We start from the raw sequence: 24,374 nt of genomic DNA, 5'->3' as shown, positions 1-24,374 counted from the left end.
ACCCGATGGCCCAGGAGCTCTCGCGCGAACTCGACGCCATACGCGCGGTGCTCGACGCCGGGCCGCCGGATCCGGGAACGGCTGCGGCGAGCGGTGTCCGGGTGCCATCCGGGGCACTCGACGGCGCCCCCGCGCAGACCCACCGCGCCCGGCTGGACCGGGCTCAGGGTGAGGTGCTCGCGGCGCTCACCGCCGGGGCGCCCGCGCCGGGGCGTTTCGACCCGGAGCGGCTGGCCACCGCGTCCCGCGCCCTCGCCGCCAAGCGTTACGAGGTGGCCTCCCGGATCGCCCCGGAGGTGACCGAGGGCGCGCGGCAGGACTTCATCGACTGGGCCAGGACCAACCCGCTGCGGGACGGGGCCCGTTCGGACGTGGCCGGCTTCGCCCGGCACCTCCTGGCCCGCGGCGGCCTCCCCGCGGCCCGCCGCCGCGCACTGCGGCGCCGGCTCCGGCAGCTCGCCCCCCGGCGCCCGTCGCGCGGCATACCCGGCGTCCCCCGCATCTTCGGAAGGAAGGTCACTTCATGAGCATCGCATACCTGTGCCTGGCGGCCTTCTGGCTGGTGACGGCCGCCTGGGCGGCCTATGGCACCGCGGCCCGCGCCAAGGCCGTACGCGCCCAGGCCGGCACGACCGAGCCGGTCCCGCTGGAGAAAGAGACCGGCCCGGCCCCGCTGCACATACTGGAACTGGCCTGGATGCACGGTGGCCCCGGCCGGGTCGTCGACACCGCGGTGGCCGCCATGCACCGGGACGGAACACTGCGGATCACCCGCAAGGGCAAGGTCCACCTGCCGCACGGCAGCTGGGCGCGTACCGACGTGGAGAACGCGGTCCGGCGCGCGCACGCCGAAGCGGGGCGCGGCACCTCGCCCTCGATGACCGCACTGCGCGCACGGGCCACGGCCCGGCCGGAGGTGCTCGCCATCGGCGACGACCTGGCCAGGCGCGGCCTGTCCTACACCCGTCGGCAGCGCAAGCGCTTCCTCTTCGGCCGACGTGTGCTCTGGCTGCTGCGGTGGCTGCCGCTGCCCTGGATCGTCCTGTTCGGCATAGACCACTACCTCCTCAAGGTCGGCAACCTGCTCTTCGCCGTGCTGCTGGCCCTGTCCGCCTACGCCGCCCACCGGGTCCGGGCGCGCGTCCTGCCCCCGCCCGGCGCCCTCACCCCCGGCGCGCAGGAGCTCGAGCGGCGGACGAGGCAGGAGGCCGCACCCACCGCACCCACGACGCCCACCACACCCACCACGACCCCTGTCACCGCGGGCGTCGGCGCGAGCGTGGCCGCCGGCCTCGGGCTGTCGGCGCTGGTCGCCCTGGCCCTGGACGGCGCGGAGAGCGTGGCGGACGAAGAGCTGCGGGAGCAGCTGGCCGCGACGGCCGAGGGCAGCACCACAGGCTCCGCCCTCGCCGACTTCTTCACCGGCGGCTGGGGCGGCGACGCAAGCAGCGGCACCAGCTGGAGCTGCGGGAGCTCCGGTGACAGCAGCTCCAGCGACAGCAACTCCGGTGACAGCGGCGGCTGTTCGAGCGGAAGCAGCTGCGGGAGCAGTTGTGGCAGCAGTTGCGGAAGCAGCTGTGGCGGTAGCAGCGACTAGCCTGGCTCCGCCGGGTACCGCGCAGCCGTCGAGGTCGCGCGCGGGAGTGCCCCCGGCCTCGCGACCCGCTGTGTGATCCACATCATGGGAACCCGCACTCCCCACCGGACATATCCAGATGTGATGTCACTACACACCCGCATCAGGGACGGCGACCCGGACTCCTTCCGCCATCTCTTCCGCGCGCACGCCCAACTCGTCCACCGCTACGCCCTCCGCGCCACCGGCGACTGGGCCACGGCCGAGGACGTCGTCTCGCTCACGTTCCTGGAGGCCTGGCGCCTGCGCGCCAGGCTCCCCGAGGAACCGGACGGCGCGAGGGCCTGGCTGATGGGCATCGCGGTGAACGTCCAGCGCAACACCAGCCGCGCCGCCCGCCGCCACGAGAAGGCCCTGGGCCGCATGCCCGCCAAGGAAGCCATGCCGGACATCGCCGGCGAAGTGGTGGACAGGATGGCGGCCGCCGAGCAACTCACCGCCGCGAAGAACGCCCTGGGCAAGCTGCGGCGGCCGGAGCGCGAAGTCGTCACCCTCTGCGTCTGGTCCGGCCTGAGCTACGTGGAAGCGGCCCAGGCCCTGGGCGTGGCTGTCGGCACCGTACGGTCGCGGCTGTCCCGGGCCCGCGAACGTCTGCGCGAGTTCGCCGAGCGTGAGCTCCGGCAGCACGCGGACGAGGCGGCGACCCGCCAGTCCGAGCGCCTCCACCTTCACCTGACCCGGCCCGACGAGAAGTGGAACCGATGATGCGCACCTCCCGGCGGCCTCAGAAGCCGCTCGACCTCGGCGACTTCGACCTCCTGCTCCCGCGGCAGGTCGAGACGTCCTTGCCGGAAGCCCGGCAGAACTTGCTGGAAGAGGCCCTGTGGGCCGAGGCGCACCGGACGGCTCCGAGCGCGCCGCGCTCCCGGTCGCGCCGTACGGTCTGGATCGCACTCCCGGTCGCCGCGGCCGTGATCGGGGGCGCCGTGATCGTCGCCCCGGACGGCTCGGGCGCCCCGAGTACGGACACCCGTCCGCCGAAGGCCGGAGTGACGCTGGAGTCCGGCACCGCCAAAGGGCTGTCGTCGGCCGTCGACCGCATCTCGCTCGCGGCGGCACGGCTGCCGGCCCTGGAGCCCCGGCAGGACCAGTACATCTACGTGGAGAGCAAGGTGACGGGAGGTTGGGTCGACAGGGCGGGCGGCAAGGAGAAGCTCGTGGTGAGCCCGCTGCACTCCCGCCAGGTCTGGCACTCGCCCGACGGCCTCAGGAATTTCGTCTACGAGCCGGGCCACAAGTTCATGGACAAGAACGGCGAGGACCTCGACCTCGACCACGCCGGTGAAGTCGCCGACCGGGGTTCCTACAACAGCGTCAAGGCGCTTCCCACCGATCCCGACGCCCTTCTCGCGCGCTTCTACGGGTCGGGCAGGATGGGCGACCCCCAGGCCGACTGGACGGCCTTCGGCGAGGTGGGCCAACTGCTGGAGGAGCAGATCGCGGCGCCGCGGATCAGCGCCGCACTGTTCAAGGCGGCCGCCAGGATCCCCGGCGTCGCTCTCGTGGACAGGGCCACCGACGCGACCGGCCGGGCCGGCATCGCCATTACGCACACGGGTCCCGACAGCCGCCAGGAGTGGATCTTCGACAGGAACACGTACCAGTACCTCGGCCAGCGCGAGGTACTGGTCAAGCCGTACCGGGGCCTCGAACCGGGCGCCATCACCTATGAGACCGTGGTCGTCAAGCGGGCCGTGGTCGACGCGAAGAAGGAACTTCCCGACGGCAGGACACTCTGATCCGCCGGCCGGACGGAATCGTCCGAGGCTGTCACCGGGTGCCTCCTGAAGCGGTGTGCACCTGCCCGGTCAGCGTGGAGCCACCCGGCTTGAGTGCGTGCCTGTGCGGCTGAAGTGGTCGTCGATCAAGGCGAAGGTGGCTTCGGGCTGTTCGATCTGCGGAAGGTGGCCCGCCTCGGGAATGACGGCGAACCGGCCGTCCCCGAAGGCCGCCGCGTACGCCGCCCCGTAAGCGGGGGTGACGATGCGGTCGCTCTCTCCCCACAGCAGGAGGGCGGGTTGCCGGACGCGTCCGAGTCGGCGCCGCAGTTTGGGATCGTGCATGTAGGGGTCGCAAGTGAGGGCACGCATGGTGGTCATGTTGGCCTGAAGTGTGGCGCGTTCGTCCGGGCTCAGAGCGGCGGGGTCGCGGTAGTAGCGGTCCGGGTCGTGCCAGGTGTGTTCCGCCGCGCCACGGGGATCGAGCGCGAAGTAGTCCGTGATCGGTTCGGCTTCGACGTGCACCCCGACCGCGTTGATCAGGACAAGGCCGGTGATGATGCCCGCCGTGTCGCGCACCGCCATCTCAGCCGCCGTCCACCCGCCGAGGGAGGAGCCGATGACCAGCACGTCCGTCAATCGGCGGTCGTGGAGGTGGTGCAGGTAGGCGAGTGCCAGGTCGTCGATGCCGGTCAGCCACGCGGGGCGGGGTGTACCGTCCCAGCCCGGGTGGACGGGGGTGAGGGTGTGCGCGGTGCGGGAGAGGTGCTCGGCGAGGCCGGCGACGGTGGCGCGGCCCCCGCCGCCGTGGAGGATCAGGACCGGTCGGCCGGTCCCGGCCTCGGACAAGGTGAGCGGCAGGTCGTCGTAGACGGTCGCTGTGCGGTCTGCTGACATGACCCGCAGAGTAACCCGCTGTGGGGACCGTGGGGACCCCTCGCCCAAGTGGGACGCCCTGCGCGCCATAAGCCGCTCGCCCGGCGCCTCTGTCCGGTGCCGACCTAGCTGCCCTGCTCGGCCTGCTTCAACACCTCACCGTAGAAGGCGACTTCAAGTAGACACCGGCGTCGGTGCCGCCCGCACTGGGGCCTGCCGTACCCCACCCCGGTGGCCGGCCCCATTCCTGAGCACCAGCAGCCGCCCGTACGGTCAACACATGGAATCTCATTGGGAATCGAGCGGCGGAAGTGACGATGTTCGGCGAGGGCGGGCGACCCGCAGGGGCGTGCTGCGAGGGCTCGGGCTGGCCACGGGAGGCATGGTCCTCAGTACGGGCACGGCCACTGCCGCCGTTCCCGGGTGGGGCCGGGCCGGGCCATGTACATATGTACTCGTCCATGGCACGCACAGCGCGGGAGCGTACTGGCTGCCCGTCGCGCAGGAGCTGACCCTGCGCGGTCACCGTGTCGTCGCCGTGGACCTGCCCCTGCACGGCTCGCAGGCATTCGTGCCGGAGTCGTACCAGAGGCAGGACCTCGCCGCCATGGCCGTCGAACCCTCGCCGGTCGCGGCACTGAGCCTGGACGACTACGAGGAGCACGTCACGCGTGTCGTGCGCCGGGCGGCCGCGCACGGTCCCGTCGTCCTGGTCGGCCACAGCCTCGGCGGTGCCACGGTCAGCCGCGTGGGCGACGCCGTACCGGAACTGCTCCATCACATCTGCTACATGGCGGCCTTCTGCCCCAGCCCCGCGCTGCCGACCCCCGACGCCTGCACCGCGGCCCCGGAGAACGCGGACGCGCTCATCCCGCTCGCCCAGATCATCGGGAACCCCGACCGGCTCGGCGTCATGCGGCTCAATCCCCGTACGGGAGACCCGGGAGACCTCAAGGCGCTGCGGGAGATGATGTGCGCCGACTATCCGGACAACGCGTTCCGGCAGCGCCTGGGCAGTATGCAGACGGACGAGTCGACCACGGCCTACGCGGGCCGGGCCGTGGGGCGGACCGAGACCTGGGGACGCCTGCCGCGCACCTATCTCCGCTTCGGGAAGGACCGCACGATCGCCACGAAGCTCCAGGACCGGATGATCGCGGAGGCGGACGCCCGCACACCGCGCAACCCCTTCCGGGTCCACGGCTTCCCGACCGCACCCCACATCGGCCCGCTCGACCCCGCGCCGGTGGCGGACGCGTTGGCGACGCTCGCCCCGTAGGCCGTGTTCCGGCCGATGGCGAGTCCTTCCTCTACGGCCGCCACCACTGCCCCGGCGCCCACCTGGTGCGCAACCAGTCCGCCACCGCCTTCCGCGTCCTGCTCGACCGCCTCCCGGACATCCGCCTCGCAGTACCGGCGGACGAGGTGCCCTGGCATCCCAACCGCATGGCGATCATGCCGGCGGGCATCCCGGTGACGTGGTGACGTCTGTGCCACGCGCGGCCGCGAACGGGATTGTCCACATTGTTTGTCGTGCGTGAGCTGCGCTTTCGGACAATGCGCGACCGCTCGAGGATGAGGGACGTCCCTGGGCGCTCTGCCGGAGCAGCGAGCAGTCGGGCCGCTGGAACGGGGGACAGAGCTCCCACAAGCCCATCCGGAACGGAGATAATGGTGATGCGCAAGTTTTCGCTGGGTGCCACGGCGGTCGTCCGCGACGAGCGGATGTCCATATCGTGGATCCCTGTGTTCTATTACAGGCACGTCTGACACTCGCAGCACCACCGCGAGTTCAGCGGGGCCGGCCGCCCGAGGAGGCGCCGGCCCCGGCACCACTCCTCCGCCTTCCGCCCGGGCCGCCGCCCGGCTGCCCTTCCGCTCTCCTGGAGTGCGCATGCGTCTTCGCCGGTCACGCGGCCTGGCCTGCTATTGGCACGAGGGCGCATTCGTCGCCCACCCCTATCCCCACGGGACTCCTACCGCGCTGCATCCCGTGGCGGCGGAGATCCTCAGCGCGTTCGAGGACTTCACCGAACCCGACGACGCGGCCAAGGCACTGGATCACCTCGCACCCGAGGACGTGGCAGACGCGGTGGCGCAGTTGACCGAGGCCGGCCTGCTGCTGGCCGAGGACGGCCCCGAGGCCGAGCGGGACGAACGCAGCGCCAGGCACTGGGGGCCCTGGGCGCCCGAGGCACCGTTCTTCCACTACGCCACCCAGGATGTGCCGTACGCCCCACTGACGGCCGCACCCGAGAACGTGACCGCGGAGCGGCAGCAGGACGAAGACCTGCCTCCCATGTTCACGCGCCACGCGTCGGCCGACCGGCTGCTCCTGCCCCGCGTGCCCGCCGACCTCCGTGCCCCCTACGACCAGGTGCTCTACGCCCGGCGCACGCACCGCGACTTCACGAGCCGACCGGTCCCGCAGGACACGCTGGCCGCCCTCCTCGCCACCACCTTCGGCCCGGTCGACTACATCGACTCCGGGCGCAGCGCCTTGCTGCGCAGGACCAGCCCGGCGGGCGGCGCCCGCCAGGAGATCGACGCCTATGTCGGCATCTTGAACGTCACCGGCGTCGACCCGGGGATGTACCACTACAACAGCCTGGAACACTCCCTGGAACTCGTCTCCCCCGGACTGACTCCCGAGGAGACGGTCTCTCTGTGCGGCGACCAGGAATGGGCGGGACAGGCTGCCTTCATCGTGGTCCTGGCCGCTGTGTTCGAGCGCACGGGCGTCAAATACCGTACGCCCCGGGCCTACCGCGTCACCCTGCTCAACGCGGGGCACCTCGGGCAGACTTTCGCCCTCACCGCCACCGCCCTGGGGCTGGGACCCGCTCAGACCGGCGCCTTCGCCGACACCCCCGTCGCGGCGCGCTGCGGCCTCGACAACATCGCGCACACCCCGCTGTACGTCCTCCTGGCGGGCCACCCCCACCCGGAGCCCCGGGAAGCACCGCCGGCGGCGACCCTGGAGACGTTCCGCCGTACGCGGTTGACCCCCGCCGGAGGCGCGGCCGCGGTGAGGCCGCTGGGTGTCAGCCTCGCAGCCGGTCCGCCAGGGCCAGGAGCAGATAGAGGTTGGGCACCTCGGGGACGCCGACGCCTTTCAGGAGGCTGCGGCTCCGGGCATCGCGGAACCACACCAAGGCGTTCGAGACGCTGACCTCACCGATCTCCGCCCAGGCGGCGGTCTTCCCTTTGAACGACACGCCGTTCCGGTCGACCGAGATGCGGCCGAAGGCCAGTGTCTCGCCCCTTGCCACCCGTTCGAGGGCGATCGATCCCTGCGTGCGCAGCACGCCGTTCTGGGTCTCCGGTCCCCACGAACGCTCGAACAGGATCCAGGGACCGCGCGTGTGCGAGGTCACGCCCGCGGCCTTGAGCTTGCCCTCGAACAGCCCGTGGGTGCCGCGCCCGACCGTCAGCGCCGCGCCGCCCGGGCCGATCAGGGTGTACGCCGCGTCCCGGACCGCGCCGTTGAGCGTGCTCAGGTTCTGCAGGACGCTGGTCGACTCCCAGCGGTACACCCACTCACCGCCGCTCTCGGGATCGGTGACGATGAGCCCTTCCTCGTACAGATGGAGCCGCGCCTCACCCCAGGTCTTCCGGAAGCGGCCCGTCCTGTTCGCGGCCACCATCCGCCAGCGCCCCAACCGCTCCCGCTCCGCCAGCGCGACCACGCGGCCGTCGGGCCCGGGTATCTGCTCCTCCATGAATACCCCCGATATCAGATGTCAGTTCGCACAATCTAGACCATCTGATCTCCCGGGAGCCGCGCCCGCGAGCGTCAAGGACCGTGAAGGCCGCACCCGTACCTACACCGCGGGCGTCGGCGACCTGACCACCGGATCGAAGGTGCCGGCCGACGGTCAGGTGCGGATCGGCAGCAACACCAAGACGTTCACCGCCGTGGTCGTGCTCCAACTGCTGGCCGGCCTGATCGTCCAGAAGGTCACGGGCAGACCCCTCGCCCAGGAGATCGACCGGCGCATCATCGAACCCGTCGGGCTGCGCCACACCTACTTCCCCGCCCCCGGTGACGTGACCATCCGGGAGCCCCATCCCAAGGGCTACTACCAGGATTCGGCGGGCGCGCCTCTGCGCGACGGCACGGAGCTGGACCCCTCCTGGGGCTGGGCCGCAGGCCAGATGATCTCCACGAACTCCGACCTCGACCGGTTCTACACCGCGCTGCTGGGCGGCCGCCTCCTCCCGGCGGCCCAGCTCGCCCAGATGCGCACCACCGTCCCCGCCGGCTACCCCTTCGCCTCCGGCGTCCGCTACGGCCTGGGGCTCACGAGCACGCCGCTGTCGTGCGGCGGCGTCTACTGGGGCCACGGCGGCAGCACCACGGGATACGAGACCCGGGGCGGCGCCACCGAGGACGGCCGCGCCGCCGGCGTCGCGGTGACCGTGCAGCCGGACCAGGCGACCAAGGACCGTGTCGAGCGCGTCGTGGACACGGCCCTGTGCCGTAAATGACGTACGCCCTCCTGCCGAAGCAGGCACCATCAGGGGGCAGTACCCCCTTGTGACAGTCAGTGGCCGTGAGCACGTCGCGCGGCCGCTGCCCCTCGCCCGCACCAGGCTCGGAGGACTCGCAGTGCCGTACGCCATGACCCCGGACGGGGTCCGCATCGCCTATCAGCTCCAAGGCGGCGGAGCCCCGCTCGTCCTGCTCGCCGGCCAGGCGAACAGCCACCGGTGGTGGGACGGGATACGGGAGGATTTCCACGGCGCCCGGAGCACCATCACCATCGACTACCGCGGCACCGGGGACAGCGACGCCCCCGAGACGCCTTCGTCCACCGAGCAGTTCGCGCGGGACGTGACCGCCGTGCTGGACGACCTCGGCATCGATCGCGCGGACGTCTACGGCACGTCCATGGGCGGACGCGTGGCCCAGTGCCTGGCCGTTCATCACCCACAGCGCGTCCGTTCGCTGGTCCTCGGCTGCACCTCGCCCGGTGGGCCCAACAGCGTCGAGCGCAGCGACGACGTCCGCCGCTCACTGGCCGGTACGGACCCCGCCGCGGTGAAGCAGGCGCTCCTCCGACTGATGTACACACCGGAATGGCTGGCGACACACCCCGGCCCGTACCGCACCCTGGGCGACCCCACCATGTCGGCCCGCGCCCGGCGGCAGCATCTGGTCGCGAGCGACCGGCACGACGTATGGGACGAACTGCCGGGCATCGAGGCCCCCACGCTCGTGCTGCACGGCGGTGCCGACCTCCTCAACCCCACCGCGAACGCCCACCTGCTCGCGAACCGCATCCCGGGGGCCTCGATGGTGATCATCCCTGAGGCGAGGCACGCCTACTTCGAGGAATTCCGCTCCACCGCCGCACCGCTCGTCCTCGACTTCCTCAGTCGTGACGCATCCCGTGGCCCGTCCTATACCAGATCGAAGGGGGCCGGAGCGCGGCCCTTCCAGATCCGGTGGGAGGCGTGTTCGGGGTAGGGAAGCGTCTTCGAGTCGGCGTCCAGGACGCGGGTGAGCTGCCGGCCTGGGTGGTACGCGGCCCATCCGGGGTCGCCGGTGGTGACGAAACCGGTCCACGCCCGCTGGAGTTCCTGCGACACGGCCATGGCCTCGGGGGCAGGCTGGTCGCCGAGGAGTTGGCGGCCGGTGGGGCTGTCCGGCGTGCCGAACGCCAGGGGGATGTCGAGGCTGTGGCAGGCACCCAGAACTCCTCCCGCGGCCGGCGAGGCCAGTCGCAGCTCGAAGAGGAACGAGGTGCCGCCGGCCGCGGCGTTCGCCTCGGCCAACAGCGTGGAGGGCATCCGGAAGAGGGCGTCGGAGTACACCGTCTCCAGCAGTTCCTCCGGGGTGGCGTGCGGGTGGGCCGCACGGTAGGCGTCCGCACCGTCCGGTGCCGGGGCGAACAGCTCCAGGGCGGTACGCGCGTCCTGCTCGGTGAACGTGCCCCGCTTTCCGAACATGACGCTGAACAGCCGGAATTCATCGCGGGTATGGCCGGCGAGAAGTTCGATGCCGCTCGCGCGGCCGCCGGCCAGCGCGGACCAGGGCGTTTCGGCGAGGACTTCGCCGTCGACCACGGGGCAGATGGCGACACCCGTCCCGGAGAGCCGTCCCCAGCCCTCGTGGTATCCGTGGAGGTCGGCACTGAGGGCGGTGACCTCTTCGGCCAGGCGCCAGGGATCGATGCCGGCCAGGACCGCGGCGGTGGGCACCGTGCCGAGCCGGTCCGCGAGCTCGACGGCGACCTGCTGTGCCAGTGCGCGAGTGCAGTGCAGGCCCGGTACGGAGTGGGTGATGGCCCGCCGGAACAGGCCGCGCGCCGGCTTCATCGTCATCAGGGCGGCGACCGACCCCGCCCCGGAGGACTGTCCGGCCACCGTGACCTGGCCGGGGTCGCCTCCGAAGGAGGCGATGTTCCGCCGAATCCAGTGCAACGCCGCGATCTGGTCGAGGAATCCGCGGTTCGGCGGGGCACCCTCCAGGAGCGCGAAACCCTCGGCGCCCACCCGGTAGTTGACGCTCACCACGACGAGCCCCGCCCCGGCAAGCGCCGCCGGGTCGAGCATCGGGTCACTTGTGTCCGCCGCCATGTAGCCGCCACCGGGTATCCACACCAGCACCGGCAGCCCCGCGGCTCCAGGGTCCGGGGTGCAGACGTTGAGCGTCAGCCAGTCCGTGTCGTCCGGCGAACTCGCGTGAACCGGCCCGGACCGCGGCACCACCGGCCCGAACTCCGCCGCCTGCCGCGTCCCTTCCCAGGACCGGGCTGGGGCGGGTGCCGCGAAACGGAGCTTCCCCACCGGTGGCTCCGCATAGGGGATGCCGCGGAACACCGCGTGCCCCCGCCGCCAGCGGCCCTCCACCACACCCTCCGCGATACGCACCGTCGGCTGTTCAGGCATGTCGCCTCCTTCCTCCACAGGCTTCAGGGTTTTAGGTCAGGCGTATTATTTCAGTCAGCTGTATTATGCCAACGGTTTGAGAACGAGGCCCATGGAGTAGCCGACGATGCCGAAACAGGTGGATCACCGCGAACGCCGCGAAACGATCGCCCGAGCTCTGTGGCGGGTGGCGGAGCAGCGCGGCGTGGCGCATCTGACCATGCGTGAGGTGGCACAGGAGGCGGGCATCTCCCTCGGGCAGCTTCAGCACTACCTCAGCTCACGGGAGGCGATGCTCTCCTTCGCCATGGACTTCGCGTCCGAGCAGGCCTCGTTGCGCGTCAGCCAGGGCCTCGTGGAGCTCGGCGACCAGCCGCACCCCCGTGACGTACTCCGAGTGATGCTCACGGAAATGCTTCCCCTGCATGCCGACGCCCGCGCGACCAGCCGGATGAGCGCCGCCTTCGCCCTGGAGGCGTTGCACAACGAAGGCTTTCACGCCCGGGCGCGCGACGGGATGGTCCAAGGGCGCGCCATGGTCGAGCAGTTGGTCCGCCAGGCGATCACCGACGGGCAGATCGCCCCCGACCGCGACCCGGCGGTCGAGACCAATCTGCTGCTCGCCCTCACCGGCTTCACCACCCTCATCGAACTGGGCGTGATCGAGCCCCGGGACGTGCTCACTGCTGTCGATCGCCACCTGGACGGACTGTTCGGCGCGGACGATCGGCACGCGGGAGGCGGGAGGCGGAATGCGGCCGGTGACGAGCGTTCGCGTCCCGGCACGGTGTAGCCTGCCCGCTCGGCAGGTTGCGGAACACTTCAGCCCGTGCACACCTTCGGCACCGTCTCCTTCACCCCGAGCAGCCCGTAGTAGTTGGCCCCGAGGGCGATGTCGCGGAACGCCTCGTCGCTCAGCGCCTTGTTGATGCGGCTGGTGACCTCGAGCTCCTGCTCATAGACGTGATAGTCCTTGTCCCGCGACGCCACGAAGTCGGTCCCGGGGATGGCCCTGGTGGGATAGCGGTCGAAGAACGCGGCGTACTTCTCCCTGACCCCCGGCTTGCTGAAGTAGCTGTCCTCCAGCACCCGCCAGCTGAGGTCCAGTGTGAGATTGGGGTACTTGTCGAGCAGCCGCTTCATGATCCCGATATGCCGGTCGGGGTCCATCGTGGTCAGCTCCTTCGACAGCCCCATGTGCGCCCACACGATCTTGTTCTGCGGATAGAGCCTGAGCGTCTCCTCCATCAGGTGCAGGTACTTCACCTGGTCCGCGTCACTGCCGAGATCCGAGTGGATGGTGATCGGCATTCCGCGGTCCCGCAGCACCTTCATCATCGGCGCCCAGTTCTTGATGTTCCCGGTCGTCGAGGGCTGATGGTGGTTGGGGAACAGCGCCTGACCGGGAAGCGCATGCTCGACATCGGTCCCGGCACGGGCCGCTGCCCCCGCTTACCTCACCTGCGGCCACCAAGCAGTCGTGGGCACGGTCGAATTCTCACCCACCCAGTACCTGCGTGCCACGGCCCGGTACGGCGATGCCCCCAGCCCACGCGCGGAGTTGCCCGGCCTGAGAAGAGGCCGGACGCCGAACAGGGTTGACACCATGAGGCGACCGGGGCGCGGAAGTGGTGCGCCCCGATGCGGGAGAGCCGCCGCAGGCGGACTCTTGGCCGGATGCCGCAGCGGTCGGCGATCGCGATCTGCCGTTCGGGGCCGGAGATTTCGTGGAGGCCAGTTGGGCAGGGTGTGGCTGACGATGTCGCCGGCGTGCACCGGCAGGCCGGGGGACGGCGGTCATGCCGGCCGCGCCGAGTCGGTGGGGAGCAGATAGTTGGGCCCGTCGACGTAGTGCTTGTTGATGTCCACGGCCCCCGAGCGGTCCTTGCTGAACAGCGTTCCGGCGGTGACCATCGCCTTGACCGGCAGCCGGGGCGCCTTGAGCACCCGGGCGCGAAGCACCGCGGCCGGTTCCGCGGGAAGCCGGTCGACGGCTTCGGTGAGCCGGTCCCGGAGGAGCCCCAGCCAGGTGTCCAACGGGCCCCGGCCGCGTTCGGCCAGTTCGAAGGCAAGGGCAGCCGCACACAGATGAACGGTCACGGTCGTGAACAGGTCGGCCAGCGGGCCGTCGTCGGTGACGAGGACCCGGGGGTCGGTGAAGCCCAGCAGATCTGCGGCTGCCGCCTCTCCGAGCCGTGCGGCAAGGCGCGCGGGGTGCACGCGTGGCCCGTCGTTGTCTTTGAGCAGCAGCCGCAACCGGGGGAGGCCGCCGTGGCCGTCGAGGACGATCGAGGTGTTCTGCTGGTGCGATTCCAGCGCGATGCCATAGGAGAAGAGGGTGGTGTGCCAGTCCAGCAGCAGCCGGAGATAGGCGTCGAGCAGCGCGACCACCGAGCCCCCGTAATGACATTCGGCGAGCACGTCGACGACGGGACGGCCGTCGGGGCAGGTGGCCAGCAGGGCGGCGACCGGCACCACATGGGCGTCCCCGAGCCCGGACGGGTAGCGGCGGACGAGCGCGGCGAGCAGTTCGTGGCCCGCGCCGAGGTGGGTGCGTTCATCGGTGAGCAGCACGGCGTCGGCGAAGCGGGGCTCGCGGGCCGCGATCTCCGCCACCAGCCGCTGCCCGCACTCGCCGTTGGGCAGGACACCCGGTTTGATGGTGCGCCGGTTGAGGAGTCCCAAGGTGGACGTCGCCAGGGGAAGTTTGATGTGGACACCGGGGTCGTCGACCACGGCGACGGTCCGCATGGACAGCGTGGGGACCACGGCCGGCCACGTCGTCTCGGCGAGCCGCGCGCTGCCGCCGAGACCGGCGGAGGTGACGGCCTCGGCGAGAGGGCCCTCGGCGGTGAGCGGGTGGACGGGCAGCGCCAGGTGCCCGTCGCCGGACCGGGCCAGGCCGAGGGAGGCGGGGGTCGGCCACCAGCGCGGCAGCCGGGCCCGCCGTCCGAGGGCCAGCGCGTCATGTGGCAGAACGAGCCAGCGCAGGCCGAATGCGGGCCGGAATTCCGGTGCGTATGCGAGGAGTTGACGCTCGTCGAGACCATTGCGCACCCGGCCGGTGGGGTAGACCGGATGGTCCCGGAAGGCGGCCAGCGCCTCGAATGCGAGGGAACCGCGCACCCCGGTCCACGTCTCCACGGGCCCGTGCTCCTCGGACAGTCGCGCGACCACGCGCGACCGCTCCCGCCACTGCAACCGGACCATGGCCACAGCCTGGTCGCATTCGGCACGGAAGGCGTCGAAACCCGGCAGATCCCGCTCGGCCACGGCCTCGCGCAGCCGGTCCAGTACGGCACCGAGGCCGGGGACCGGGCGAACCCGGATCTCGCACTGGAAGCCGTCGGGGCGTACGGGAACGGCCACCTCGGGAAGGACGAGCCAGTCGCCATCGGGCCGTCGCTCGACGACCGCCCCGGGGCGCAGGTCATACGGGTCTTCCCGCAGCAGGGCGCCGAGGGCCCGGGCGAGGACTTCGTCCTCCTCCGCCGTCACACGATCTCCCAGCGATGGGCGGCGAGGAACGCTGCCACGACACGTCCGATCCGGTCCTGGTCGGGTCCGGTGGCCCGCACGACGCCGAGGTGGTCGCGGTCGGAATGGTGAAGGGGGTGCTCCTCGCCGATCTCGCGCTGCGGCCGGTAGACCAGCCGCACCCCGTCCCGGTCCCACTCCACGGGCCCCGGTGCGGATGTGAGGGCTCCGGCGCGCTCGGCATGCACGGTCTCGATGCGGAGCAGCCGTCCCGTTCGCCGTGCGCCGAGGTCGGCCGGGAGCAGGTGACCGAGGTGGGTGCCGAGGACGTGCTCGAACAAGGGGATGCCGAGCGCCTCGGCGAGACCGAGGTCGGCCTGGTCGCCGGCAGAGCGGTAGTTGACTTCGATGACGCGGACCCGCTCGCCCTGGGCCACGAACTCGGTGTGGCAGGCGCCGAACCCGACACCGAGGGCCTCCAGCCGTGGGACGACCTGCTCCACGTGCGTCCGGGACGGCACGGGCAGCAGATCGGCGCGCCGCAGGACGAAGTGCGGCGGCACGACATCCACTTCGTGGAAGGAACCGAGGACGTGCAGGTCGTGTCCGTCGCCCAGGGTCTCCAGGGTGTGCAACGGCCCTGGCAGGTACTCCTCGACGACCAGAGGCAGGCCGGGCCGCCGGGACCGCACGTCCCGGCAGTGGCGGAGCAGCTCCGCCCGGTCCTCGACCAGCTCGGCGTCCTCACTGGCCACCCCTTCGCGGGGTTTGACCACACAAGGGAAGGGCGGCCGGACGTCCTCCTCGTCCCCGGGCCGGGTCAGCTCCGCGTTCCATACGGTCTCCAGGCCCGCCGCGGCGAGGGCCCGCCGCGTCTGTGCCTTGTTCTTGGTGAGCAGCGCGGCCCGCCAGCCCTTGCCCGGCAGGCCGAACCAGTCGGCGGCGAGCACCGCTTGCACCTGGAGGTGGTCGCTGTTGGTGAACACGGCCTCCGGCCGGCGGTCGAGCTCCGCGATGCGGGCGATCACCTCGCGGAAGTCGCGTACCTCGCAGGGGACGATGTCGATCCGGGGCCACGCGTCCCCGCCGCGCCCCTCGTAGGCCCGTCGGTGCGCTTCGGGTGCGTCGGTGAGCAGCGTGACGTCGAGCCCCAGCCGGGCGGCGGCGGGGAGGTAGCCCTCGGTGACGGAGTCGGTTGGGGGCAGCGCCAGCAAATACAGCACGAGGAAACTGTAGAACTGGCACCGGTCATGTCAATCTCTCTGCACAGACGGGCAGTTGGTCTGACGAATGCCGCGCCGCCCGGTCCGTTCGCCTGTAACCTCCGTCGCATCTCACCGTTAGGCGAACAGTATGAGGAGCAGATCATTCAGCTCCGGAACCCGCCTTTCAAGGAGACCCCATGTCCGTACGGTCCTGGTTCGGCACCGTGGTCCTCGCCGCCGCCACGGTCCTGTGCTGCACGCAAGCCGCCTCGGCCCACGGGGAACACGGCTCCCGCGAACCGCATATGACGCGCCTTTCCACCGAGAACGCGAACGCCAACCTCTTCCCGCCCTCCATCGGCGCGAGGGCCTTTCTGTACGACGCCGAGACCGGCAAGCCGCTCAGGGGTAAGCCTGTGGAGTTCACGACCCCCGACGGCAGCGAGATCTGCCGCGCCGTCACCGGCGCCGAGGGCGAAGCCGCGTGCATCGGGCCCCTCCGCCTGGGCACGGCGAGCGCCGGCACGCTGGCCAACGGCTACGTCGCCACCTCCCGAGGCGACGATCAGTACGGGGCGTCGCACGCGTTCGGCACAGTGGGCCTTCTGGTCCGCCCCTGAGACGCCTGCCCGCCCCCCGTCTGCCGGGAGGGAGCACGCCCTCGCCCGACGAGGGACCTACGACGCCCCCCACTTGCGGAATCAGCTGCGGGGCAAGACGTATGTCTGCTCCAATCTAGCCTGCGGTGACAACGACCGAGAGACCGGAAGGAGCCCGCTGATGGACACACCGGTTGCGGCCGTGTGGCCCTCCGCGTGGCAGGGCGCGACGCTGGAAGAACGGGACTGGCTGGTCCCGTTGCATCCTCCGCTGCTCGCCCGGGCGCCTGGGGGTGCCACTGACGACGCGCCCCCAGGCCGGGGTGGTGCCGATCCGGTGGCCCGGGCCGCGCAGTGCCTGACCCACGGTCCCGGGCTGGCGGTGGTGCGCGGCCTCGGCCTTGACGCGTTGACCGATGAGGAGTGCGTCGAGGCGTGCCGGCGTTTCATGGCGCCGCTGGGCGACATGCGCCCTGTGAATCCGGACCACCCGGGCGACAATCTGGTGACGGCCGCGGCCCCCGCCGCCCCCGCACGCTCGCACCGCCCCGAGAGAGAACTCGCCCTGCACACCGACCGGGCGAGATTCCCCGGACCTCCACGGCTGCTGGGCATGCTGTGCATCCGCCCGGCGCGCCACGGCGGCGAATCGGTGCTGGTGAGCGGCCACGCCGTACACAACGTACTGCTCAGGTCCCGACCGGATGTCCTGCCTGACCTCTACCAGGACTTCCACTTCGGCCATGGACCGGACTTCGAACGCATCTACCCTGTCTTCCGGCGCAGCGCCGGCCGCCTGCACGTGCAGTACAACCGGTACTGGATCACCCGCGGCCAGCAGGAGCACGGAATCCCGCTGTCCACCGCTCAGGTTGCCGCCCTGGACGCCTTCGACGAGGTCCTGGCGGACCCTCGCATGGCCTTGCGCGTGCGGCTTCGCCGCGGTGACCTGTTGCTGGTGGACAACATGGCCATCCTGCACGGCAGGACTTCATTCGCCGACCCGCCCCCACCGCACGCCGGCCGCTGCCTGGTGCGGGTGTGGGCCGACTGACCTGTTCTTCAACCTCCGCCAGCCCCTCCTGGGCCCCGACTGGAACCAGCCCGACCGCGCCCTGGAACTCCACCTCGCCCTGCGCCTGCACCTGCTCGGCAGCTGAGACCCCCTCGAACCGCCCGCAGCCGCCGGAGATACGGCCCGGCTCGACAGCGGGCCGGACGTCGGCCGATCCGCTCCGTCGGCTCGGCGACGCGTCCGGGCTCAGGAAGCGGTGCGCAGCATCGGCGGCTGAACGGGGGCGGGCAGGAGCCCGGCGAGGTGCCGGGCCACGGCGATGACGGTGCGGTCGGCGAGGTAGGGGCCGATGATCTGGATGCCCAACGGCAGGCCGTCGGCGGTCTTTCCGGCGGGTACGACCAAGGAGGGGAGCCGGACGTGGCTGGTGAGGTTCGCCCACGTGGTCTGGTCGAAGTAGGGGCGCCTGTCGCCGTCGACGGTGATGTGGCGCTGGGGAACCGGTACGGCGGTCTGATCGGGGACGGCCGCGGTGGGAGTGGCCGGGGTGATCAGGACGTCGTGGGTGGAGAAGTAGGTGGCCCACTTCGCGCGAAGGCTTTCGCGCTCTTCGTTGGCGCGCATCCAGTCGCGGTGCCGCATGGTGCGCGAGCGGAGGTAGAAGGCGCCCGGTGAGGTGTCGTCGTCAGCGAACCCGTCCGCGGCCCGGGCCTCTGCCTTGAAGGCGTCGTCGGGAGCGGTGGCGCTGGAGGTGGCGTACATCAGGCGCTGGAAGAGCTTGTCGCTGTCGGCGAGGTCCACCGGGCGGGTGGAACTGTCGAGCGTGGCACCGGCGGTGCGCAGGAGGGCTGCGACTTCCTCCAGGAGGTCGCGGGTGCCCTGGTCGACACGGCAGTACGGGTCGTCGCTCCAGAGGCCGACGCGGTACTCGCCCAGGCTGTGCCGCTCGGGGGCGGGCAGGTCCAGGCGCCAGGCGGGTGCGTCGGCGGGGGCGGGGCCGGCGAGGACGTCGAGGAGGAGCTCCAGGTCGTCGGCGGTACGGGCGACGGGCCCCAGAGTCATCATGTCGCTGGTGGTCAGCCAGCCGGGCAGGCGCGGGATGTGACCGCGTGCGGAGACGGTGCCGAAGCTGGTCCGCAGGGCGTAGACGCCGCAGTAGGCCGCGGGCAGGCGCAGGGATCCGCCGAGGTCGCTCCCGACTTCGAGGGCGGTCAGGCCCGCGGCGACGGCAGCGGCCGGGCCGCCGGAGGAGCCGCCGGCGGTCCGGTCGGTGGCGTGGGGGTTGTTGGTCCTGCCGAAGAGGGGGTTGCTGGTCTGGATGTCCTGACACATGGTCGGGACGTTCGTCTTGCCCATGATGACCGCGCCGGCGGCGCGGAGGCGGGCGACGGCGTCGGCGTCCTGGCTCGGGACGTGGCCGGAGAGGTCGGGGTTGCCGCTGGTGGTGCGCAGACCGCGGGTTTCCAGGGCGTCTTTGAGGGTGATGGGCAGGCCGTGGAGGGGGCCGAGGCGCTCGCCCGCGGCGTGTTGACGATCGGCTTCGTCCGCAGCCGCGCGGGCGCCGTCGGTGTCGAGGGTGACGACGGCGTTGATGCCGGGGTTGGCCTTGGCGTGGTGTGCGAGGTACTGCTCAAGCAACTGGCGGCTGGTGATGGTGCCGTGGCGCAGGGCGGCGAGCTGGTCGCGGGCGGAGGCGAGGTGGAGGGGCACGGGGCTGGCGACCTTTCGGCTGGTGGTGGCCTGTGCGGCAGTGGCGGGGCCCACGGTGGTGGCCGCGATGCCTGCGGTGGCGGTGAGGAACGTACGGCGGCGGATCACGGACGCCTCCCGTCCAAAGGCTACCGGGAGGTTACTTGTCGCTCGGTCCGCCGCTGACAGCACCCCGGGCAACGGCCGCGCGCTCCCGCGCCCAGATCGGCGGCGCCCCCTTCAGGAACGACGCCGGGACCAGCACCATCCGCTCCGGAACTCAAGTGACAGGATCGTGCTCGGGCAGGAGACGGACCAGCAGTGTGCTGAGCAGGTGCAGGCCGGCGTAGATCCACACCACGCCCTCGACGCCGAGCGGGCCGAGGAACAGCGTGCCCAGGAGCGGGCCGAGGGCCACGCTGGCCCCGGCGCCGAGGCTGTAGGCCGCCATCACCTGGCCCTTGCGCTCGGGCGCCTGGGCCGTCATGAGCGGTGGCAGCGGTACGTAACCGGCGAGCCCGGCGCCGAACAGGCCCGCGGCGAGGGCCGCCACCGGGAAGTCCGGGCCGGCGGCCGTCGGCAGGTAGTAGAGCGCGAGGCAGCCGCCCGCGCTGAGCACGCCGCCGCACCACATGACCGTCCGCCGCTTGCTCCAGCGGTCGCCGAGCCTGCCGAAGAGCAGGACGAAGACGAGGTTGGCGCCCATCATCACCGACAGCAGGCGCAGCCACTGGGCCAGTTCGAAGCCGAGCGAGTCCGTGAAGTAGAACGGCAGGAACACCCACAGGCCGAACTGCGAGGTGGTATTGGCCAGCCGGACGGCGGCGCCCGCGCCGACGCGGGGCCGGCTGAAGAGGATCGTCACGCTGCCGCGCAGGGCCGCCCGTACGTCCCGCTGCCCGGCGGGCAGCAGCGGGCGGCGGCCGAGGGGCTCCCGCAGCAGGACGAGGGCGAGGGCGGCGCCGGTGAGGACGAGCGCGAGGGAGATCCACAGCGTCTCGTACGCGCCGACGGCGGGCACGAGCGCGGAGGCGAGCAGGGAGCCGAGCGTCGGCAGTCCGAGGGTGAAGGAGAACCAGAACCAGCCCAGCGCCGCGCCGATCCTCCGCTGCGGGGCCGCCGCCATGATCCATACGAGGAAGCCGTAGGCGAACAGTGGGTAGCCCAGGCCCCGGATCCCGTAGGCCGCCATGATCAGCGGATAGCTGCCCAGCGGGATCGCCGTGGTGAGCAGCAGGACGTGGCAGCCTGCCCAGAAGGCCGCGCCGACGGCCATCACGCGCCGGGGTCCCCAGGCGTCGGCGAGGGCTCCGGCGAGGAACGCGCCGAGTGCGGCGGCGACCCCGTAAGCCGTGAAGACCGCGCCGACGGCCCCCTCGGAGAAGCCCAGGCCGACGAGGTAGGGCGAGAAGTAGCCGGTCTCGATGCCGTCGCCGGTCATGAACAGGACGAGCCCGGCGTAGCCCCAGATCAGCGGTCCGGGCAGGCCCGCCCGGTCGAGGAGGGAGCGCCGCTGCCGTCCGGCGGCGTCGGGCGGGGGCGGGCCGGTGGTGAGGGGCCGGGGAGTGGCAGGGGCCTGGGACACGGGGCCTCCGTCCAGGAGAGAGGTGCGAGGGATGTGCGCAAGAGCGCGCTGCGGGAGGGCAGAGCGCGCGGAAGGGTGGGAGTCGCCGGCGGCGGGGTTGCCTGTCGGTGCGACGGGCCCTGATGAAAGCCTCGCTTCACACATTCTGTCAACGGGATTGACATAACTTCTCAGAAAGTGTGTGATCTGACCGGTGACCGCACTGGCGCAGTCACCCTGTTCCGGAAGCTGTCGCCTCCAGGACAACCGGAGCGAGGAGGAACCATGTCGACTGCCCGGGGCACCGGAGCGGAGGTCGAGCAGCGCAGACAGCTGCTGCTGCGGCGGGTCGTCGAGCAGGGAGAGGCCCGGATCGACGCGCTGGCCGACGAGCTCGGCGTCAGCGCGATGACCGTCCACCGGGACCTGGACAACCTCCAGTCCCGCCAGTTGCTGCACAAGCGGCGCGGCAGCGCCGTGGCACTGGCCGGGCTCACGATGGAGACCGCCACCCGCTTCCGCGAGCACCGGCAGGAAGAGATCAAGGAAGCCCTCGCCGAAGCACTCGTCCGGCACGTGCAGCCGGGCCGGACCGTGCTGATGGACTGCGGCAGCACGCTCTTCCCGCTCGCACGCCGCCTCGCGCGCATCGAGCGCCTGACCGTGGTCACCAACTCGCTGCGCGTCGCGGGCATCATCGGCCGGGACGCGGCGGACGGCACCGGCGTGACCCTGCTCGGCGGCCGGTTCCACGCCGACTTCGAGTCCTGCGCCGGCACCGAGACGCTGCGCCAGCTCGCCCGGATACGGGCGGACGTGATGTTCTCCTCCGTCACCTCGGTCCACCGAGGACGGCTCTACCACCCCGTGCGGGAGTGGGCCGACCTCAAGGAGGCCATGCAGGACTCCGCCGACCGGTGCGTGCTGCCCGTCGACCACAGCAAGTTCGGGCGCACGGCGACCCACGGCTACGGCGACGCCACCGGTTACGACCTGGTGGTGACCGATGAGGCCGCCCCGGCCGAGGAGGTCCGGGCGATCGAGGAGCTCGGCGTGACCGTCGAGCGCGTCCCCCTCCCCCGCGGCTGACGTCCCCTCTCCCCCTGCTCGCCCTTCACCCCCCGCCCGAAAGGAAGCCGCCGCATGCGCGCTCTCGTCGTCGAAACCCCGGGAAAGTTCTCCGTCCGGACCGTCCCCGACCCGGTGCCCGGCCCCGGCGAGGTGGTGGTCGCCGTCGCGGCCGTGGGCATCTGCGGCACTGACGTCCACATCGTCGACGGGGAGTTCGCCCCCACCCCGTACCCGATCGTCCCGGGACACGAGTTCACGGGCGAGGTCGTGGCGCTCGGCGCGGGAGTGAGCGCGGTCCGCGAGGGCGACAAGGTCGCCGTCGACCCCTCGCTGTTCTGCGGGGCCTGCCACTACTGCGCCATCGGCCGGGGCAACCTGTGCGAGCGCTGGGGTGCGATCGGGGACACGGTCGACGGCGCGATGGCCGAGTACGTGAAGGTGCCCGCCGCCAACTGTCACCGGCTGCCCGAGAACGTCTCCCTCGCCCAGGGGACCCTGGTGGAGCCGTTGTCCTGCGCCGTGCACGGCTTCGACAAGCTCCCCCGCGACCTCGGCGCCCACTACCTGATCTACGGTGCGGGCACCATGGGCCTGATGATGCTCCAGCTCGCCGCCCACGCGGGCGCGGCCTCCGTCTCCGTCGTCGACCTCAACCCCGGACGGCTGGAGATCGCCCGGCAGTTGGGGGCCGACGCCGCCGCCACGAGCGCCGACGCCCTCGGCCGCCCGCAGGGCTGGGAGGTCGTCATCGACTGCACGGGCGTCGTCCCGGCCATCGAGGACGCGCTCACCCGGGTGCGGCGCGGGGGAACCTTCCAGCAGTTCGGGGTCGCGCCCTCCGGAGCGACCGCGCGCCTCTCACCGTTCCGCGTCTACAACGACGAGATCACCATCGTGGGGTCCATGGCCGTCGTGCACAGCTTCGGCCGCGCCGTGGAACTCATGGGCAAGGGCGTCATCGACGCCGACACCATGATCACTCACAGCTTCGGTCTGGACGGGTTCCCGGAGGCACTGCGAACCTTCCGCGAGGGAACCGGCCGCAAGATCCAGATCCGTCCGGCGGCCTGACGCCGCACCGTCAGCGAGAACGTCAGCAAGAAAAGGGCGCACCATGGCGACCGTCGTCGGAGTCGATTCCTCCACCCAGTCCTGCAAGGTCGTCGTCTGCGACGCGCGGACGGGAGCAGTGCTGCGGCGGGGGCACGCCCCGCACCCCGAGGGCACCGAGGTGGACCCCGAGGCCTGGTGGCAGGCGCTCCGGCAGGCACTCCGGGACGCGGAGGCGGAGAGTCTGGAGGGTGTCGACGCCATCGCCGTCGCCGGGCAACAGCACGGCCTCGTCACGCTCGACGCCGACGGCAGGCCCGTACGCCGTGCGCTGCTGTGGAACGACACCCGCTCCGCACCCCAAGCCGCCGATCTGGTACGCGAGTTCGGCGGCGCACAGGCCTGGGCGGAGACCATCGGCACCGTCCCCGTCGCCGCCCTGACCGCCGCCAAGCTGCGCTGGCTCGCCGACCACGAGCCGCACGCCGCGGACCGCACGGCGACCGTCCTGCTGCCGCACGACTGGCTGACCTGGCGGCTGTGCGGGGGCCCCGCCTCGGGCGCGGCCCCCGCCACGGACCGCGGCGACGCCTCCGGCACGGGCTACTGGTCACCGTCCGAAGGCCGGTACCGCACCGACCTGCTGCGGCTCGCCTTCCGCGGCCGTACGCCCCGGCTCCCGCGCGTCCTCGCCCCGCACGAGGCCGCCGGGCACACCCCCGGAGGCACCCTGGTGGGAGCGGGCACCGGCGACAACATGGGCGCCGCGCTCGGCCTCGGCCTCGCGCCCGGCGAGGCGGTCGTCTCCCTCGGCACCAGCGGTACCGTCTTCGCCCGGTCCTCGCGCCCCACCGCCGACCCCGGCGGCGCGGTGGCCGGATTCGCCGACGCCACCGGGCAGTTCCTGCCCCTGGTGTGCACGCTCAACGCCGCCCGCGTGCTCAGCTCCGCGGCCCGCATGCTGAGCGTCTCCCTCGACGATCTCGACGCCCTCGCCCGCCGGGCCGCCCCCGGCGCCGACGGCCTCGTCCTGCTCCCCTACCTCGGCGGGGAGCGCACCCCCAACCTCCCCGACGCCACGGGCAGCCTCCTCGGCATGCGGGTGGACAACATGCACCCGCACAACCTCGCCCGCGCCGCCGTCGAAGGAATGCTCTGCGGCATGGCCGACGCCTTGGACCGACTGCGCGGACAGGGCGTGCCGGTGGACCGCTTGTCGCTGATCGGCGGCGCCGCCAAGGCCCCGGTGGCCGCCGAGGCCGCCGCCCAGATCTTCGGCATGCCGGTGACGGTGCCACAGCCCGAGGAGTACGTGGCCCTGGGCGCCGCCCGCCAGGCCGCCTGGGCCCTCACCGGCACCCCCGAACCGCCTCCGTGGCCACGCCCGGGCGGCACCGACGTGCCGGCCCCGGCCGACGGGGGCACGGCCGGGCTCGCGGTCCGGCACGCGTACGCCCGTGCCCGGGCGCAGGTCCACGGGGCGGGCGCGTAGGGCAGGGCGGGCCGCACGACGCCGTTCGTGCCGTAGACACGTGACGTGACCTCAGCCTGTGACCGGAGCGGCGGGGGAAACCGGGCGTTCGCACGGTCAGGGAGCG

General features: G+C 71.9%; 20 protein-coding genes and 3 pseudogenes. 15 read left to right on the top strand and 8 right to left on the bottom strand.

Features of this window, described 5'->3' with window-relative positions; genetic code table 11:
- The 4 genes and pseudogenes from AB0435_RS25300 to AB0435_RS25285 all read left to right on the top strand — a co-directional run.
- Window positions 1-527 (top strand): annotated as a pseudogene (locus AB0435_RS25300) (endonuclease); the annotation flags it as partial.
- A complete protein-coding gene (locus tag AB0435_RS25295) occupies window positions 524-1,597 on the top strand; it encodes a TIGR04222 domain-containing membrane protein (RefSeq protein WP_366428025.1) in 1,074 nt (357 codons plus the stop codon). The pseudogene AB0435_RS25300 and the gene AB0435_RS25295, both read left to right, overlap by 4 nt.
- A 123-nt stretch (window positions 1,598-1,720) precedes the next feature.
- Window positions 1,721-2,341, top strand: coding sequence for an RNA polymerase sigma factor (locus tag AB0435_RS25290; protein WP_366428024.1), 621 nt, complete (start codon window positions 1,721-1,723; stop codon window positions 2,339-2,341).
- Window positions 2,338-3,375 carry a CU044_5270 family protein gene (locus tag AB0435_RS25285; RefSeq protein ID WP_366428023.1) on the top strand — a complete coding sequence of 346 codons (1,038 nt, stop codon included), beginning with the start codon at window positions 2,338-2,340 and terminating at the stop codon, window positions 3,373-3,375. The genes AB0435_RS25290 and AB0435_RS25285 overlap by 4 nt, the downstream gene beginning before the upstream one ends.
- Window positions 3,376-3,444: 69 nt before the next feature.
- Here AB0435_RS25285 and AB0435_RS25280 read toward each other — a convergent pair whose 3' ends face one another.
- The gene (locus AB0435_RS25280; RefSeq protein WP_366428022.1) at window positions 3,445-4,251 is read right to left on the bottom strand and encodes an alpha/beta hydrolase; all 807 of its coding nucleotides are present in this window, start codon (window positions 4,249-4,251) and stop codon (window positions 3,445-3,447) included.
- 361 nt (window positions 4,252-4,612) lie between these two features.
- Between AB0435_RS25280 and AB0435_RS25275 the strand changes: the two genes are divergently transcribed.
- The 3 genes and pseudogenes from AB0435_RS25275 to AB0435_RS25265 form a co-directional block, all read left to right on the top strand.
- The gene (locus AB0435_RS25275; protein ID WP_366005608.1) at window positions 4,613-5,509 is read left to right on the top strand and encodes an alpha/beta hydrolase; all 897 of its coding nucleotides are present in this window, start codon (window positions 4,613-4,615) and stop codon (window positions 5,507-5,509) included.
- Window positions 5,510-5,574: 65 nt separating this feature from the next.
- A complete protein-coding gene (locus AB0435_RS25270; protein ID WP_366005609.1) occupies window positions 5,575-5,715 on the top strand; it encodes a hypothetical protein in 141 nt (46 codons plus the stop codon).
- Window positions 5,716-6,124: 409 nt separating this feature from the next.
- Window positions 6,125-7,153: pseudogene (locus AB0435_RS25265) on the top strand (SagB/ThcOx family dehydrogenase); the annotation flags it as partial.
- Window positions 7,154-7,274: 121 nt separating this feature from the next.
- Here the strand turns inward: AB0435_RS25265 and AB0435_RS25260 are convergent.
- Window positions 7,275-7,952: a DUF6585 family protein gene (locus tag AB0435_RS25260; RefSeq protein ID WP_366005610.1), complete on the bottom strand. Its 678-nt coding sequence runs from the start codon at window positions 7,950-7,952 to the stop codon at window positions 7,275-7,277.
- On the opposite strand from AB0435_RS25260, the gene AB0435_RS25255 reads away from it, so the two are divergent.
- Complete coding sequence (locus tag AB0435_RS25255) at window positions 7,951-8,721, top strand: serine hydrolase domain-containing protein (protein WP_366005611.1); 771 nt, start codon at window positions 7,951-7,953, stop codon at window positions 8,719-8,721. The two genes, AB0435_RS25260 and AB0435_RS25255, sit on opposite strands and share 2 nt — an antisense overlap.
- Window positions 8,722-8,842: 121 nt before the next feature.
- Window positions 8,843-9,703, top strand: coding sequence for an alpha/beta fold hydrolase (locus tag AB0435_RS25250; protein ID WP_366005622.1), 861 nt, complete (start codon window positions 8,843-8,845; stop codon window positions 9,701-9,703).
- On the opposite strand, the gene AB0435_RS25245 is transcribed toward AB0435_RS25250, so the two are convergent.
- Window positions 9,637-11,127, bottom strand: coding sequence for a carboxylesterase family protein (locus tag AB0435_RS25245; protein ID WP_366428021.1), 1,491 nt, complete (start codon window positions 11,125-11,127; stop codon window positions 9,637-9,639). The genes AB0435_RS25250 and AB0435_RS25245 overlap by 67 nt on opposite strands.
- 106 nt (window positions 11,128-11,233) lie before the next feature.
- Between AB0435_RS25245 and AB0435_RS25240 the strand changes: the two genes are divergently transcribed.
- The gene (locus AB0435_RS25240; protein ID WP_366005613.1) at window positions 11,234-11,899 is read left to right on the top strand and encodes a TetR family transcriptional regulator C-terminal domain-containing protein; all 666 of its coding nucleotides are present in this window, start codon (window positions 11,234-11,236) and stop codon (window positions 11,897-11,899) included.
- A 29-nt stretch (window positions 11,900-11,928) separates the two neighbouring features.
- Here AB0435_RS25240 and AB0435_RS25235 read toward each other — a convergent pair.
- The 3 genes and pseudogenes from AB0435_RS25235 to AB0435_RS25225 all read right to left on the bottom strand — a co-directional run.
- Window positions 11,929-12,540: pseudogene (locus AB0435_RS25235) on the bottom strand (amidohydrolase family protein); the annotation flags it as partial.
- A gap of 363 nt (window positions 12,541-12,903) precedes the next feature.
- Complete coding sequence (locus AB0435_RS25230) at window positions 12,904-14,604, bottom strand: IucA/IucC family protein (RefSeq protein ID WP_366428020.1); 1,701 nt, start codon at window positions 14,602-14,604, stop codon at window positions 12,904-12,906.
- Window positions 14,601-15,806 (bottom strand): ATP-grasp domain-containing protein, encoded by a 1,206-nt coding sequence (locus AB0435_RS25225; RefSeq protein WP_366428019.1) that lies wholly within the window; start codon window positions 15,804-15,806, stop codon window positions 14,601-14,603. The genes AB0435_RS25230 and AB0435_RS25225 overlap by 4 nt, the downstream gene beginning before the upstream one ends.
- Window positions 15,807-15,985: 179 nt before the next feature.
- Between AB0435_RS25225 and AB0435_RS25220 the strand changes: the two genes are divergently transcribed.
- Both AB0435_RS25220 and AB0435_RS25215 read left to right on the top strand, forming a co-directional pair.
- Window positions 15,986-16,408: a hypothetical protein gene (locus AB0435_RS25220; RefSeq protein ID WP_366428018.1), complete on the top strand. Its 423-nt coding sequence runs from the start codon at window positions 15,986-15,988 to the stop codon at window positions 16,406-16,408.
- Between the two features lie 160 nt (window positions 16,409-16,568).
- The gene (locus AB0435_RS25215) at window positions 16,569-17,441 is read left to right on the top strand and encodes a TauD/TfdA family dioxygenase (RefSeq protein WP_366428017.1); all 873 of its coding nucleotides are present in this window, start codon (window positions 16,569-16,571) and stop codon (window positions 17,439-17,441) included.
- 207 nt (window positions 17,442-17,648) lie between these two features.
- On the opposite strand, the gene AB0435_RS25210 is transcribed toward AB0435_RS25215, so the two are convergent.
- Together AB0435_RS25210 and AB0435_RS25205 are read right to left on the bottom strand one after the other, a co-directional pair.
- A complete protein-coding gene (locus tag AB0435_RS25210) occupies window positions 17,649-19,220 on the bottom strand; it encodes an amidase (protein WP_366428016.1) in 1,572 nt (523 codons plus the stop codon).
- A 151-nt stretch (window positions 19,221-19,371) separates the two neighbouring features.
- Window positions 19,372-20,676, bottom strand: coding sequence for an MFS transporter (locus tag AB0435_RS25205; protein ID WP_366004804.1), 1,305 nt, complete (start codon window positions 20,674-20,676; stop codon window positions 19,372-19,374).
- Window positions 20,677-20,940: 264 nt separating this feature from the next.
- Here AB0435_RS25205 and AB0435_RS25200 point away from each other — a divergent pair, with 264 nt between their 5' ends.
- From AB0435_RS25200 to xylB, 3 genes are read left to right on the top strand one after another with little or no spacing between them, the layout of a single operon-like run.
- Window positions 20,941-21,744: a DeoR/GlpR family DNA-binding transcription regulator gene (locus AB0435_RS25200; RefSeq protein WP_366004805.1), complete on the top strand. Its 804-nt coding sequence runs from the start codon at window positions 20,941-20,943 to the stop codon at window positions 21,742-21,744.
- Between the two features lie 54 nt (window positions 21,745-21,798).
- The gene (locus AB0435_RS25195) at window positions 21,799-22,797 is read left to right on the top strand and encodes a zinc-dependent alcohol dehydrogenase family protein (RefSeq protein WP_366004806.1); all 999 of its coding nucleotides are present in this window, start codon (window positions 21,799-21,801) and stop codon (window positions 22,795-22,797) included.
- Window positions 22,798-22,840: 43 nt separating this feature from the next.
- Window positions 22,841-24,268, top strand: coding sequence for a xylulokinase (xylB, locus tag AB0435_RS25190; protein WP_366428015.1), 1,428 nt, complete (start codon window positions 22,841-22,843; stop codon window positions 24,266-24,268).
- Window positions 24,269-24,374 lie beyond the last annotated feature (106 nt).

The organism is Streptomyces sp. NPDC051173 (assembly GCF_040689515.1).
Taxonomy (GTDB): Bacteria; Actinomycetota; Actinomycetes; order Streptomycetales; family Streptomycetaceae; genus Streptomyces.
The sequence above is the reverse complement of the archived record's forward strand: the minus strand, read 5'-3'. Positions and strand labels throughout refer to the sequence as shown.

Coding starts and splice junctions, on each gene's coding strand:
- xylB (WP_366428015.1), top strand. CDS start 22,841: ATGGCGACCGTCGTCGGAGTCGATTCCTCCACCCAGTCCTGCAAGGTC.
- AB0435_RS25220 (WP_366428018.1), top strand. CDS start 15,986: ATGTCCGTACGGTCCTGGTTCGGCACCGTGGTCCTCGCCGCCGCCACG.
- AB0435_RS25285 (WP_366428023.1), top strand. CDS start 2,338: ATGATGCGCACCTCCCGGCGGCCTCAGAAGCCGCTCGACCTCGGCGAC.
- AB0435_RS25215 (WP_366428017.1), top strand. CDS start 16,569: ATGGACACACCGGTTGCGGCCGTGTGGCCCTCCGCGTGGCAGGGCGCG.
- AB0435_RS25290 (WP_366428024.1), top strand. CDS start 1,721: ATGTCACTACACACCCGCATCAGGGACGGCGACCCGGACTCCTTCCGC.
- AB0435_RS25295 (WP_366428025.1), top strand. CDS start 524: ATGAGCATCGCATACCTGTGCCTGGCGGCCTTCTGGCTGGTGACGGCC.
- AB0435_RS25240 (WP_366005613.1), top strand. CDS start 11,234: ATGCCGAAACAGGTGGATCACCGCGAACGCCGCGAAACGATCGCCCGA.
- AB0435_RS25200 (WP_366004805.1), top strand. CDS start 20,941: ATGTCGACTGCCCGGGGCACCGGAGCGGAGGTCGAGCAGCGCAGACAG.
- AB0435_RS25280 (WP_366428022.1), bottom strand. CDS start 4,251: ATGTCAGCAGACCGCACAGCGACCGTCTACGACGACCTGCCGCTCACC.
- AB0435_RS25245 (WP_366428021.1), bottom strand. CDS start 11,127: ATGCCTGAACAGCCGACGGTGCGTATCGCGGAGGGTGTGGTGGAGGGC.
- AB0435_RS25260 (WP_366005610.1), bottom strand. CDS start 7,952: ATGGAGGAGCAGATACCCGGGCCCGACGGCCGCGTGGTCGCGCTGGCG.
- AB0435_RS25195 (WP_366004806.1), top strand. CDS start 21,799: ATGCGCGCTCTCGTCGTCGAAACCCCGGGAAAGTTCTCCGTCCGGACC.
- AB0435_RS25255 (WP_366005611.1), top strand. CDS start 7,951: ATGAATACCCCCGATATCAGATGTCAGTTCGCACAATCTAGACCATCT.
- AB0435_RS25275 (WP_366005608.1), top strand. CDS start 4,613: ATGGTCCTCAGTACGGGCACGGCCACTGCCGCCGTTCCCGGGTGGGGC.